Source organism: Pseudomonas sichuanensis (genome assembly GCF_003231305.1).
Classification (GTDB): Bacteria; Pseudomonadota; Gammaproteobacteria; order Pseudomonadales; family Pseudomonadaceae; genus Aquipseudomonas; species Aquipseudomonas sichuanensis.
In genome coordinates, this window is record NZ_QKVM01000014.1 from 79,717 (window position 1) to 93,212 (window position 13,496).

At 64.6% G+C, this 13,496-nt stretch carries 14 protein-coding genes; 13 read left to right on the forward strand and 1 reads right to left on the reverse strand.

What is annotated here, in order from left to right:
* Positions 1–693, reverse strand: a complete 693-nt coding sequence (locus tag DM373_RS09900) for a DNA-3-methyladenine glycosylase (RefSeq protein WP_110993388.1) — start codon at positions 691–693, stop codon at positions 1–3.
* A gap of 297 nt (positions 694–990) precedes the next feature.
* Between DM373_RS09900 and DM373_RS09905 the strand changes: the two genes are divergently transcribed.
* From DM373_RS09905 to DM373_RS09965, 13 genes are all read left to right on the forward strand, one after another.
* Positions 991–2,262, forward strand: a complete 1,272-nt coding sequence (locus DM373_RS09905) for a glutamate-5-semialdehyde dehydrogenase (protein ID WP_110993389.1) — start codon at positions 991–993, stop codon at positions 2,260–2,262.
* Between the two features lie 34 nt (positions 2,263–2,296).
* Positions 2,297–2,923, forward strand: a complete 627-nt coding sequence (gene nadD / locus DM373_RS09910; protein ID WP_167409817.1) for a nicotinate-nucleotide adenylyltransferase — start codon at positions 2,297–2,299, stop codon at positions 2,921–2,923.
* A gap of 44 nt (positions 2,924–2,967) precedes the next feature.
* Positions 2,968–3,396: a ribosome silencing factor gene (rsfS, locus tag DM373_RS09915; protein ID WP_110993391.1), complete on the forward strand. Its 429-nt coding sequence runs from the start codon at positions 2,968–2,970 to the stop codon at positions 3,394–3,396.
* 9 nt (positions 3,397–3,405) lie between these two features.
* Positions 3,406–3,873 carry a 23S rRNA (pseudouridine(1915)-N(3))-methyltransferase RlmH gene (gene rlmH / locus DM373_RS09920; protein WP_023631106.1) on the forward strand — a complete coding sequence of 156 codons (468 nt, stop codon included), beginning with the start codon at positions 3,406–3,408 and terminating at the stop codon, positions 3,871–3,873.
* A gap of 16 nt (positions 3,874–3,889) precedes the next feature.
* The gene (gene mrdA / locus DM373_RS09925) at positions 3,890–5,788 is read left to right on the forward strand and encodes a penicillin-binding protein 2 (RefSeq protein ID WP_110993392.1); all 1,899 of its coding nucleotides are present in this window, start codon (positions 3,890–3,892) and stop codon (positions 5,786–5,788) included.
* Between the two features lie 38 nt (positions 5,789–5,826).
* Positions 5,827–6,930, forward strand: a complete 1,104-nt coding sequence (gene rodA / locus DM373_RS09930; RefSeq protein ID WP_167409818.1) for a rod shape-determining protein RodA — start codon at positions 5,827–5,829, stop codon at positions 6,928–6,930.
* Between the two features lie 17 nt (positions 6,931–6,947).
* Positions 6,948–7,958 carry a lytic murein transglycosylase B gene (mltB, locus tag DM373_RS09935; RefSeq protein ID WP_110993394.1) on the forward strand — a complete coding sequence of 337 codons (1,011 nt, stop codon included), beginning with the start codon at positions 6,948–6,950 and terminating at the stop codon, positions 7,956–7,958.
* Positions 7,958–8,956, forward strand: coding sequence for a septal ring lytic transglycosylase RlpA family protein (locus DM373_RS09940; RefSeq protein WP_110993395.1), 999 nt, complete (start codon positions 7,958–7,960; stop codon positions 8,954–8,956). The genes mltB and DM373_RS09940 overlap by 1 nt, the downstream gene beginning before the upstream one ends.
* 262 nt (positions 8,957–9,218) lie before the next feature.
* On the forward strand, positions 9,219–10,379 hold the full coding sequence (locus DM373_RS09945; RefSeq protein ID WP_110993396.1) for a D-alanyl-D-alanine carboxypeptidase family protein: 1,161 nt from the start codon (positions 9,219–9,221) through the stop codon (positions 10,377–10,379).
* Positions 10,380–10,451: 72 nt separating this feature from the next.
* On the forward strand, positions 10,452–10,727 hold the full coding sequence (locus DM373_RS09950; RefSeq protein ID WP_110993397.1) for a DUF493 domain-containing protein: 276 nt from the start codon (positions 10,452–10,454) through the stop codon (positions 10,725–10,727).
* Complete coding sequence (gene lipB, locus DM373_RS09955) at positions 10,727–11,374, forward strand: lipoyl(octanoyl) transferase LipB (RefSeq protein WP_110993398.1); 648 nt, start codon at positions 10,727–10,729, stop codon at positions 11,372–11,374. The genes DM373_RS09950 and lipB overlap by 1 nt, the downstream gene beginning before the upstream one ends.
* Before the next feature lie 2 nt (positions 11,375–11,376).
* On the forward strand, positions 11,377–12,393 hold the full coding sequence (lipA, locus tag DM373_RS09960) for a lipoyl synthase (RefSeq protein ID WP_110993399.1): 1,017 nt from the start codon (positions 11,377–11,379) through the stop codon (positions 12,391–12,393).
* A 97-nt stretch (positions 12,394–12,490) separates the two neighbouring features.
* Positions 12,491–13,429, forward strand: coding sequence for a S66 peptidase family protein (locus tag DM373_RS09965; RefSeq protein WP_110993400.1), 939 nt, complete (start codon positions 12,491–12,493; stop codon positions 13,427–13,429).
* Positions 13,430–13,496 lie beyond the last annotated feature (67 nt).

Genomic DNA, 13,496 nt, shown 5'->3' on the forward strand with positions numbered 1-13,496 from the left:
TCAGTTTCCTTGTTCGAGAATGAAGAAGTCTTGGCCTTCGACCTGGCCGCGGCGCAGTGGGTTGCGCGTGCAGTGGCGGGCGTATTCGGCGTCGACGAAACGATAGGGCAGGTGCTCGTCACGGCCGTGGGGGATCCCCAGTCGGGCGGCCTGCAGCACCCGGGGCACGTGGATGCCGCAGTCCTCGACATACAGCCGCTCGGGGTCGAAGCGCTGGGCGTCCCAGTGCGGCACCTTGAGGCCCATGGCCCGGCACAGCAGGGTCTGGCCGTTGCACAGGCGCTCGGGTGGGCGCAGGTTGCCGCTGGCGTCGGGGTTGTTCAGTTGCATCTGCGCCAGGCTGTTTTCGTCGGACAGGGCATCGACCCACGGGTAGGCGGACTTGATCAGCACCGCGTTGCCCGGGCCATGGGCGCTGAAGTTCAGTGAGTCGCCGCCGCGGGCGTAGTACATGTAGATATGCCCGCCATCGAGGAACAGCGCCTTGCGCTTTTCGGTAAAGCCCAGGGATGCGTGGCTGCCCTTGTCGGTGAGGTAGTAGGCCTCGGTCTCGATGATCCGCGCCGCCAGCCAGAGATTACCGTGACGGTGGCGGATCACCTTGCCGAGCAGGTCGCGGGCGAGGGTCTGGGCGTCGCGGTCGAAAAAGCTGTCGGGCAGGGCGCGGGCCGGGCAGGGAGCGTGTTCGGGCATGCGGGCGGTTCGTGGCGGTAAAGGTGCGGATGATAGCAATGAATGGCTTAATCGAGGCTGAATCGCGGGCTGCTTCATCGCTGGCAAGCCAGCTCCCACTGGAGGGTGCCAAGCCTGTGGGAGCTGGCTTGCCAGCGATGACGGTAGTGCAGGTGTAGGATTTTTCGATAAGGCTAGTTACATCTTTCCTACACCTCTACGCCCACCATTTTCTACCATCCGCCACCCACCGCTGGGCGTACCGAAGCGCGCCAGTTATAATCAGCCGATTTCCCCTTTCGCCAAGACACCGAGCCCATGACTGAGTCCGTTCTTGACTACATGACCCGCCTGGGTCACGCCGCCCGTGAGGCCTCGCGGGTCATCGGCCGTGCCAGCACCGCGCAGAAGAACCGCGCCCTGCAGGCCGCCGCCGACGCGCTGGACGCCGCCCGCGACGCGCTCACCGCAGCCAATGAACAGGACCTCGCCAACGGCCGTGCCAATGGCCTGGAGCCCGCACTGCTCGACCGCCTGGCACTCACCCCGGCGCGCATCGACGGCATGATCACCGGCCTGCGCCAGGTGGCCAGCCTGCCGGACCCGGTCGGCGCTATGCGGGACATGAGCTACCGCCCGTCGGGCATCCAGGTCGGCAAGATGCGCGTGCCGCTGGGAGTGATCGGGATCATCTACGAGTCGCGTCCCAACGTGACCATCGACGCCGCGAGCCTGTGCCTCAAGTCGGGCAACGCCACCATCCTGCGCGGCGGTTCCGAAGCCATCCATTCCAACCGCGCCATTGCCACCTGCATCCAGCGTGGCCTGGCCGAGGCCGGCCTGCCGCCGGCGGTGGTGCAGGTGGTCGAGACCACCGACCGCGCCGCGGTGGGTGCGCTGATCAGCATGCCCGAGTTCGTCGATGTGATCGTGCCGCGCGGCGGCCGAGGCCTGATCGAACGCATCAGCCGCGACGCGCGGGTGCCGGTGATCAAGCACCTGGACGGTATCTGCCACGTGTTCGTCGACGAACACGCCGACCTGGACAAGGCCTGGCGCGTTGCCTTCAACGCCAAGACCTACCGCTACGGCATCTGCGGCGCAATGGAAACGCTGCTGGTCGACCAGCGCGTGGCCGAGCGCTTCCTGCCGGAGATGGCCCGCCGCTTCCAGGAAAAGGGCGTCGAGCTGCGCGGTTGCCAGCGCACCCAGGCGATCATCGACAGCCAGCCGGCCACTGAGGACGACTGGCACACCGAATACCTCGACGCGATCCTGTCGATCCGTGTGGTCGACGGCCTGGACCAGGCCATCGAGCACATCAACCACTATGGCTCGCACCACACCGATTCGATCATCACCGAACACCAGGGCCAGGCCCGGCGCTTCATCGCCGAGGTCGACTCGGCGTCGGTCATGCTCAACACCCCGACCTGCTTCGCCGATGGCTTCGAGTACGGCCTGGGCGCGGAGATCGGCATTTCCACCGACAAGCTGCATGCCCGCGGCCCGGTCGGCCTGGAAGGCCTGACCTGCGAGAAGTACGTGGTGATCGGCGACGGCCAGCTGCGCGGCCAGGAGTCCTGCTGAGTTGAGCAAGGCGGTGGCAGTGCGGCGCGTCGGCATGCTCGGCGGTACCTTCGACCCGGTGCATATCGGTCACCTGCGCAGTGCGCTGGAAGTGGCCGAGTTCATGCACCTGGACGAATTGCGCCTGCTGCCCAACGCCCGCCCGCCGCATCGCGATACGCCGCAAGTGGCGGCGCAGGACCGGTTGGCCATGGTGCGCAGCGCCGTACAGGGTGTTGGCTGCCTGAGCGTGGACGCCCGCGAGCTCGCGCGCGACAAGCCGTCGTACACCATCGACACCCTCGAATCGGTGCGTGCCGAACTGAACGTGCACGACCAGTTGTTCCTGATCATGGGCTGGGACGCGTTCTGCGGCCTGCCCAGTTGGCACCGCTGGGAAGAGTTGTTGCAACACTGTCACATCCTGGTGCTGCAACGCCCGGATGCCGATGTCGAACCCCCTGACGAGCTGCGCAACCTGCTGGCTGCGCGCTCACAGAACGACCCCACCGCCATGTCCGGCCCGGCGGGGCACATTTCGTTCGTCTGGCAGACGCCGCTCGCGGTGTCCGCCACGCAGATCCGACAGCTGCTGGCCAGCGGCAAGTCGGCGCGGTTCCTGGTGCCGGACGCAGTACTGGCCTACATCGAGGCGCACGATCTGTATCGTGCGTCCAACTGACGGCGCCCACGGGCGCCTCAATCAATGAGTTGAACGAGTTTTATATGACCAAGCAGAAAATCAATGGCATCAGTGGCGAAGAGCTGGTCGCGCTGACCAAGGCCGCGCTGGAAGACGTCAAGGCCCAGGACATCCAGGTTATCGACGTGCGCGAAAAGCACAGCCTGACCGACTTCATGATCATCGCCACCGGTACTTCCAATCGTCAGATCAACGCGATGCTGGAAAAGGTCCGTGAAGCGGTCAAGGCCAAGGGCGCTCAGCCACTGGGCGAAGAAGGCAAGGGCGACAGCGACTGGGTGCTGCTGGACCTGAACGACGTCATCGTGCACATGATGACCGCCGCCGCGCGCCAGTTCTATGACCTGGAGCGCCTGTGGCTGGGTGCCGAGCAGAGCCGCGCCAACGATGGCAAGCACCACAGCCCGGAGCACGCGCACGAGTATTCCGACAAGCTCAAAGACCGGGAATAAGGAAGCGTCGTGCGTCTGCGTCTGATCGCGGTCGGCTCGCGCATGCCCAAGTGGGTCGAGGAAGGTTGGCATGAATATGCCAAGCGCCTGCCCCCGGAGCTTGCGCTCGAGCTGGTGGAAATCCCGCTGAACACCCGCGGCAAGAACGCCGATGTCGCCCGCCTGATCCGTCAGGAGGGCGAGGCGATGCTGAGCAAGGTGCAGCCCGGGGAACGCATCGTCACGCTGGAGGTCCATGGCAAGCCGTGGAGTACCGAGCAGCTGGCGGGCGAGCTGGACCGTTGGCGCCTGGATGCGCGTACGGTCAACCTGATGGTGGGCGGCCCGGAAGGGCTGGCGCCGGAGGTCTGCGCACGCAGCGAGCAGCGTTGGTCGCTGTCGCCGCTGACGTTGCCGCACCCGTTGGTAAGGATACTGATCGGCGAGCAGATCTATCGCGCCTGGACCGTGCTGTCCGGGCATCCGTACCACAAATGAACCTGTAAGCCCGCCGATGCCGCAGCAGATCCGCCTCAAGGACCACGAGAAAGACGCCCGCCTGGTGCGCAACCGCGTCGTCGTGGGCGCCGTGGCGGTGGTGCTGCTCGTCTGCGTGTTGATCGCCCGGCTGTACTTCCTGCAGGTTATCCAGTTCGACTACCACTCGACGCTGTCGGAGAACAACCGGGTGCATGTGCAGCCGATCCCGCCGACCCGCGGGCTGATCTTCGACCGCAACGGAGTGATCGTCGCCGACAACCGGCCCAGCTTCAGTCTGGTGATGACCCGCGAACGCTCCGGCAACCCTGGCAAGTGGCAGGAAGTGCTGGATGTGATCGTCGAGGTGCTGGAGCTCACCCCGGATGACCGTGCCCTGTTCGAGAAACGCATGAAGCAGGGGCGCCGGCCATTCGAGCCGGTGCCGATCCTGTTCGAGCTCAACGAAGAACAGATCGCCCGTATCGCGGTCAACCAGTTCCGCCTGCCCGGTGTCGAGGTGGCGGCGCAGTTGGTGCGTCACTACCCGCAGGGCGCGCACTTTGCCCACTCGGTGGGCTATGTGGGGCGGATCAACGAGAAAGAGCTGAAGACCCTTGACCCGGTGAACTACAGCGGCACCCACCACATCGGCAAGACCGGCATCGAGCGTTTCTACGAAGATGACCTGCATGGCCAGGTGGGCTACGAGGAAGTCGAGACCAACGCCCGCGGCCGAGTGCTGCGGGTGCTCAAGCGCACCGACCCCAAACCGGGCAAGGACATCGTGCTGAGCCTCGACATCAAGCTGCAGGAAGCGGCCGAGCAGGCGCTGGGCGGGCGGCGCGGCGCGATCGTGGCGCTCGACCCGCGCACTGGCGAAGTGCTGGCGATGGTCAGCCAGCCGAGCTTCGACCCCAACCTGTTCGTCACCGGCATCAGCTTCAAGGCCTATGCCGAGCTGCGCGACTCGATCGACCGGCCACTGTTCAACCGTGTGCTGCGCGGCCTGTACCCGCCGGGTTCGACCATCAAGCCGGCGGTGGCCATTGCCGGCCTGGACAGTGGCGTGGTGACCGCCTCCAGCCGGGTGTTCGACCCGGGCTACTACCAACTGCCCAACTACGACCACAAGTACCGCAACTGGAACCGCACCGGCGATGGCTGGGTGGACCTGGATGTGGCGATCATGCGCTCGAATGACACGTACTTCTACGATCTTGCGCACAAGATGGGCATCGACCGCTTGTCCAACTACATGAACCGGTTCGGCATCGGGCAGAAGGTCTCGCTGGACATGTTCGAAGAATCCCCCGGCCTGATGCCGTCCCGCGAATGGAAGCGCGCCACTCGCCGCCAGGCCTGGTTCCCGGGCGAAACGCTGATCCTCGGTATCGGCCAGGGCTACATGCAGACCACGCCGCTGCAACTGGCCCAGGCCACCGCGCTGATCGCCAACAAGGGGGTGTGGAACCGCCCGCACCTGGCCAAGACCATCGAAGGCCAGCCGCCGGTGGACGAGAACCCGATGGAGAACATCGTCCTGCGCGACAAGTCCGACTGGGCCAAGGTCACCCATGGCATGGAGCAGGTGATGCACGGTGCCCGTGGTACCGCGCGCAAGGCGGCCCTTGGCTCGCAATACCGTATCGCCGGCAAGAGCGGCACCGCGCAGGTGGTGGCGATCAAGCAGGGCGAGAAGTACGACCGCAACAAGCTCCAGGAGCGCCACCGCGACCACGCCCTGTTCGTTGCCTTCGCCCCTGCCGAAGACCCGAAGATCGTGGTCTCGGTGATGGTCGAGAACGGCGAGTCCGGCTCCGGTGTCGCCGCCCCCGTGGTACGCCAGGTCATGGACGCCTGGCTGCTCGACGAGAACGGCCGACTCAAGCCTGAGTTCGGCCCCGCCACAGTCGCCCAGGAAACGGCCCCGTGATGAACAACTTCGATCGCATGCTCTCCAGCGAAGACGTGATGCGCCGACGCGCCAGCTTCCTGCAGCGCATCCACGTCGACGGCCCCTTGCTGCTCATCCTGCTGACGCTGGCCGCCGGCAGCCTGTTCGTGCTGTATTCGGCCAGCGGCAAGAACTGGGACCTGCTGATGAAGCAGGCCACCTCCTTCGGCATCGGCCTGGTGTCGATGTTCATCATTGCCCAGCTGGAGCCGCGCTTCATGGCGCGCTGGGTGCCGCTGGCCTACCTCACCGGGGTGATGCTGCTGGTGGTGGTGGACGTGATGGGCCACAACGCCATGGGCGCCACGCGCTGGATCAACATCCCCGGGGTGATCCGCTTCCAGCCCTCGGAATTCATGAAGATCATCATGCCGGCGACCATCGCCTGGTACCTGTCCAAGCGCACCCTGCCGCCGCACCTCAAGCACGTGGCGATCAGCCTGGTGCTGATCGGCGTGCCGTTCATCCTCATCGTGCGCCAGCCCGACCTGGGCACGGCGCTGCTGATCCTCGCCTCCGGTGCCTTCGTGCTGTTCATGGGCGGCCTGCGCTGGCGTTGGATCGTCAGCGTGATCGCCGCGGCGGTGCCGGTGGCGGTGGCCATGTGGTTCTTCGTCATGCACGACTACCAGAAGCAGCGCGTGCTGACCTTCCTCGACCCGGAAAGCGACCCGTTGGGCACCGGCTGGAACATCATCCAGTCCAAGGCGGCGATCGGCTCGGGCGGGGTATTCGGCAAGGGCTGGCTGCTGGGCACCCAGTCGCACCTGGACTTCCTGCCGGAAAGCCACACCGACTTCATCATCGCCGTGTTGGGCGAGGAATTCGGCCTGGTCGGCATTTGCCTGCTGCTGCTGATCTACATGCTGCTGATCGGCCGTGGGCTGATGATCACGGCCCAGGCGCAGACCCTGTTCGGCAAGCTGCTCGCGGGCAGCCTGACCATGACCTTCTTTGTTTATGTGTTCGTCAATATCGGTATGGTCAGCGGCCTTCTGCCCGTGGTGGGTGTGCCGCTGCCCTTCATCAGCTATGGCGGAACTTCGTTGGTGACGCTGCTGTCAGCGTTTGGCGTTCTGATGTCGATCCATACGCACCGCAAATGGATTGCTCAAGTTTGAAAAAGGTGAAGAATTCAATGCAAGCAGTGCGTGGCTGGGTTGCCCGTTGTGCGCCGTGGATCGGTGCCCTGGGCCTGTTCGGCGCTGTCCAGCAAGCCCTCGCCGGCGATTACGACGGCTCGCCCCAGGTGGCCGAGTTCGTTGGCGAGATGACCCGTGACTACGGCTTTGCCAGTGAGCAGTTGATGGGTGTGTTCAGCGAGGTGCAGCGCAAGCAGGCGATCCTCGACGCGATCTCGCGGCCGGCCGAGCGGGTCAAGCCGTGGAAAGAGTACCGCCCGATGTTCATCACCGACGCGCGCATCGCCCGCGGGGTGGACTTCTGGCGCCAGCACGAGGCGGTGCTGGCCCGCGCCGAGCAGGAATACGGCGTGCCGGCGCAGTACATCGTCTCGATCATCGGCGTGGAGACCTTTTTCGGCCGCAACACCGGCAACTACCGGGTGATCGACGCGCTGTCCACCCTCGGTTTCGACTACCCGCCGCGCGCCGAATTCTTCCGCAAGGAGCTGCGCGAGTTCCTGCTGCTGGCCCGTGACGAGCAGCTCGACCCGCTGACGCTCAAGGGCTCCTACGCCGGCGCCATGGGCCTGCCGCAGTTCATGCCGAGCAGCTTTCGCAACTACGCGGTGGATTTCGACGGCGACGGCCACATCAATATCTGGAACAACCCTGACGATGCCATCGGCAGCGTCGCCAGCTACTTCAAGCGTCATGGCTGGGTAGCCGGTGGGGCCGTGGTCAGCCGCGCGCAGGTCGCAGGCGCCAGCGCCGACGAAGGCCTGACCACCGGCATCGAGCCGGTCAAGACCGTGGGGCAGTTGCGAGCGCTGGGCTGGTCGAGTCATGATGCGCTGCGCGATGATCTGCCGGTCACCGCCTTCCGCCTGGAAGGCGAGTACGGCCCCGAGTACTGGATGGGCCAGAAGAACTTCTACGCGATCACTCGCTACAACCGCAGCGTGATGTATGCCATGGCGGTGCATCAGCTTGCCGAACAGCTGGTTCAAGCACGGGGCGTCAAGTAATGCGCGCAATCATCTCTGCCAACACCTTCAAGCTGCTGACCTGCGTCACCGTCGGCATGCTCCTGGTCAGCTGCTCCAGCAGCCGCCCGACCTCCCAGGGCAGCGGCAACGCAGTGCGTTCGCAGCCGGGCCTGGACATCAACCGCGCCCACAAGGATGGCGCTCCGTGGTGGGACGTGGACGTCAACAAGATCCCCGACGCCACCCCGACCGTGCACACCGGCAACTACAAGGCCAACCCGTACACGGTGCTGGGCAAGACCTATTACCCGATGCAGGACTCGCGCAACTACCGCGCCGAGGGCACTGCCTCGTGGTACGGCACCAAGTTCCACGGGCAGAACACCGCCAACGGCGAACTGTACGACCTCTACGGCATGAGCGCGGCGCACAAGACCCTGCCGCTGCCGGCCTACGTGCGGGTGACCAACCTGGCCAACGGCCGCAGCGTGATCCTGCGGGTCAACGACCGTGGGCCGTTCTATTCCGACCGCATCATCGACCTGTCCTACGCCGCGGCGAAGAAGCTCGGTTACGCCGAGAGCGGCACCGCCCATGTGCGTGTCGAAGGCATCGACCCGCAGCAATGGTGGGCCCAGCGCGGCCAGCAGCCGCCGCTGATGCTCAAGGAGCCGCAGGTTGCCCAGGCCCAGCCGATCGCCGCCAGCACCGGGCGTGTCGAGCAATGGACCCCGCCGCCGCAGCAGCACGCAGCGCCCGTGGTGCCGGTGCAGGTGAGCGGCAACAACGTGCCGAACAGCAACGGCGGCAGCATCCTGCAGGTGGGCGCCTTCGCCAACCCGGACGCCGCCGAACTGCTGCGCTCCAAGCTGAGCACCATGGTCAGTGCGCCGGTGTTCATCAGCTCCGTCGTGCGTAACCAGCAGACCCTGCACCGGGTCCGCCTGGGGCCGATCAACAGCCAGGGCGAGATCCAGCAGACCCAGGACAGCATTCGCCTGGCCAACCTCGGCCAGGCCAAAGTCGTCACCGACTGACGTCTTCGCGGGTAAACCCGCTCCCACAGGCTTGCGCATAACCCTGTGGGAGCGGGTTTACCCGCGAAAAGGACGACGCCGACCTGTCGGTTTGTTCATGAATTGCCGGGCGTTGCCATGTACAATGCCCGCTTTTGCCCGCAGCGGCATTAGGTCGCACTTTTGCGGGCCAGGCCATTGGCCATAAAACTAGACTGACGGGGCGCCGGGCACACGATGTGGCCCGCGGAACATCAGACCATTAGCGATTTACGAGAGACGGATGAACATCACCAACCTTGCCAAACGACTTTGCCTGCCTGTTCTGCTGCTGATCACGCCTGTCGCCTTCGCGGCCGAGCAGATGATGCCGGCACCACCGCAACTGGCCGCCAAGTCCTATGTACTCATGGACGCGGCCAGCGGCAACGTGCTGGTCGAGAACAACGGTGACGAGCGCCTGCCGCCAGCCAGCCTGACCAAGCTGATGACCGCCTACATCGCCACCCTGGACATCCGTCGTGGCCAGATCGGCGAGAACGACCCGGTGACCGTCAGCGAAAACGCCTGGCGCACCGGCGGTTCGCGCATGTTCATCAAGGTCGGCAGCCAGGTGACCGTCAGCGACCTGCTGCACGGCATCATCATCCAGTCCGGCAACGATGCATCGGTGGCCCTGTCCGAGCACATCGCCGGCAGCGAAGACGCCTTCGCCGACATGATGAACAAGACTGCCGCCGACCTGGGCATGGGCAACAGCCACTTCATGAACCCGACCGGCCTGCCGAACCCGGAGCACTACTCCTCGGCCCACGACATGGCCCTGCTGGCACGCGCGATCATCAACGAAGACCCTGCGCACTACGCCATCTACTCGCAGAAAGAGTTCTTCTGGAACAACATCAAGCAGCCTAACCGCAACCTGCTGCTGTGGCGCGACAAGACCGTCGACGGCCTGAAAACCGGCCACACCGACGAAGCCGGCTACTGCATGGTCGCCTCCGCCGTGCGTGACGGCCAGCGCCTGATCGCCGTGGTGTTCGGCACCAACAGCGAGCAATCGCGTGCCGCCGAAACGCAAAAGCTGCTGACCTACGGCTTCCGTTTCTTCGAAACCCAGACCTTCTATCAGAAGGGCACCGAGCTGACTCAGGCCCCGGTATGGAAAGGCGCGACCAACCAGGTCAAGGCCGGCCTGGCCAACGACCTGACCATGACCATGCCTAAAGGCCAGTTGAAACGCCTGCAGGCTTCGATGAGCATGAATCCGCAACTGACCGCTCCGATCGCCAAAGGTGACGTGATCGGCAAAGTGGAAGTCAAACTGGACGAGAAAGTGATTCACAGCGCCGACCTGATCGCCCTCGATGGCGTGGAGGAAGCTGGTTTCTTCGGCCGTATGTGGGACAGCATCCGCCTGTTCTTCTATGGTTTGTTCAACTGATACGTGACCTGCATGCCCCCGTGAACCAGGCGGGGGCGTTGCTGTTGCCACGGCTTACGAGGCCATCCCGCAATGAGCGAAGAAGACGTCAAGTCGCATAAGATCGAATTCCCTTGCGAGGACTATCCGATCAAAGTGATCGGCGATACCGTGGTCGGTTTCAAGGACACCGTGATCGAGATCCTCAGCAAGTACGCCAAGGTCGATCTGGCCACACTGGCGGAGCGCCAGAGCAAGGAAGGCAAGTACACCACGGTGCAACTGCACATCATTGCTGAAAGCGAAGATCAACTGCACGACATCAACAGTGCCCTGCGTGCCACCGGCATCGTGAAAATGGTGCTGTGATGAGCACATGCCTCGGTATACGCGAGCTTGGCCTGCAGCCCTATGAACCGGTGCTGGAGGCCATGCGTCGCTTTACCGAGGCGCGTGGCCCGGATGCCCAGGACGAAGTCTGGCTGGTGGAGCACCCGGCGGTGTTCACCCAGGGCCAGGCTGGCAAGGCCGAGCATCTGCTGGTGCCTGGCGACATCCCGGTGGTGAAGACCGATCGCGGTGGCCAGGTGACCTACCACGGCCCTGGCCAGTTGGTCGCCTACCTGCTGCTGGATGTGCGCCGCCTGGGCTTTGGCGTGCGCGAACTGGTCAGTCGCATCGAGCAGACGCTGATCGAACTGCTTGCCAGCTACGGCGTGAACGCCGCAGCCAAGCCCGATGCCCCTGGCGTATATGTCGATGGAGCGAAGATCGCCTCCCTTGGCCTGCGAATCCGCAACGGTCGTTGCTTCCACGGCCTTGCTCTGAATGTGGACATGGACCTCGCGCCATTCCGCCGAATCAACCCCTGCGGGTATGCGGGGCTGGCGATGACCCAGCTGCGCGACCTGGCAGGCCCGATCGAACTCGACGAGGTCAGGACAAGGCTGCGCGGACAGCTGGTCAAGCACCTCGACTATGCTGAGCAGACGACCCTCACGGGCGGAATCGACTGAATATGACAACTGTGCAAGAAGCCGTGCCGAACCTGATCCCGACGCAAGACGTCACCTCGCGCCCCGCGCCCAAGAAAGTCGAAGCCGGCGTGAAGCTGCGCGGCGCCGAGAAGGTGGCGCGCATTCCGGTGAAGATCATCCCCACTGAAGAACTGCCGAAGAAACCCGACTGGATCCGTGTACGCATCCCGGTTTCGCCGGAAGTCGACCGTATCAAGCAGCTGCTGCGCAAGCACAAGCTGCACAGCGTGTGCGAAGAGGCCTCCTGCCCGAACCTGGGTGAGTGCTTCTCGGGTGGCACCGCCACCTTCATGATCATGGGTGACATCTGCACCCGTCGCTGCCCGTTCTGCGACGTCGGCCATGGCCGGCCGAAGCCGTTGGACCTGGACGAGCCGAAGAACCTTGCGGTGGCCATCGCCGACCTGCGCCTGAAGTACGTGGTGATCACCTCGGTAGACCGCGACGACCTGCGTGACGGCGGTGCCCAGCACTTCGCCGACTGCATCCGCGAGATCCGCGCGCTGTCGCCGGGTGTGCAACTCGAGACCCTGGTACCGGACTACCGCGGCCGTATGGACGTGGCGCTGGAAATCACCGCGCAGACTCCACCGGATGTGTTCAACCACAACCTCGAAACCGTACCGCGCCTGTACAAGGCCGCGCGCCCGGGTTCGGACTACGACTGGTCGCTGGACCTGCTGCAGAAGTTCAAGCAGATGGTGCCGCACGTACCGACCAAGTCCGGGCTGATGCTGGGCCTGGGCGAGACCGACGAGGAAGTGATCGAGGTCATGCACCGCATGCGCGAGCACGAGATCGACATGCTCACCCTCGGCCAGTACCTGCAGCCGTCGCGCAGCCACCTGCCGGTGCAGCGCTTCGTGCACCCGGACACCTTCGCCTGGTTCGCCGAGGAAGGTTACAAGATGGGCTTCAAGAACGTCGCTTCCGGCCCGCTGGTACGTTCCTCGTACCACGCTGACCAGCAGGCTCACGAAGCCAAGATCAAGCTCTGAAGCGAGCTTGAGCTGAACATGCCGATGCACGCCGAAAGGCGGCATCGGCTTTTTTTTAGCTGTAAGTTTCAAGCAGCAAGCTGCAAGGAGTAGCGCGATGAATTGCGTGGAGACCGTTGAAACCCTGCTGCCTGGGGCTCTGTCCGGCAATGCCCGGTTCGCTATCGTCGCCCCGGCAGGGCCGGCCCGACTGGATGCAGACAAGGCTCGCCAGTGGTTCGACAGCCGTGGGTATCAATGCCGCATCTACCCAGGCGTGAACCTGGCCGATGGTTACCTGGCCGGTAGCGACCAGCAGCGCCTGCAAGACCTGCACGATGCCTTCCAGGCCCCGGACATCGACGCCATTGTGTGCATGCGTGGCGGCTACGGCAGCATGCGCCTGCTGGATGCGCTGGACTTCGACCTGATCCGTCGCCACCCCAAGCCGCTGGTGGGCTACAGCGATATCACCGCGTTGCATACGGTGCTCAATCGACATGCCGGGCTGATCACCTTCCACGGCGCGATGCTTAATGCCGACCTGTTGGGGGGCAAGCTGGAGCCGACGGTGAGCTCACTGTTCGAGCAGCTGGGTGGGCGGCTGGGGGAGGGTGATGCCATTGTTCACCCGGCGGCCTATCCGCTGACCACGGTTGTGCCGGGTGTGGCGAGCGGGCGGCTGGTTGGCGGTAACCTGTCGTTGCTGGGCGCAACGCTGGGGACTGTGGCCGAGATCGATTGCGAGGGCGCGATCCTCTTCATCGAGGACGTCAACGAGCCGCTGTACCGGGTTGATCGCCTGCTGACCCAGTTGCGCCTGGCGGGCAAGCTGCAAGGCCTGCGGGGTGTGCTGGTTGGGGACTTTGCCGGGGTGACGGTTGCAGCGATGACGCCGTTGCTGCTGGATACCTTCGGCCCGCTCGGGGTGCCGGTACTGGCCGGCTGGCGCAGCGGGCACTGTGATCCGAACCTGTGTTTGCCGATGGGGGCGCGGGTGGCGCTCGACAGCACGCTTCAGTACCTGAGGCTGGCGCAGTCCCTGTTCAGGGCATAAGGCCATCGCGGGGCAAGCCCGCTCCCACGCCGGATATCAATCCTGTGTGGGAGCGGGCTTGCCCCGC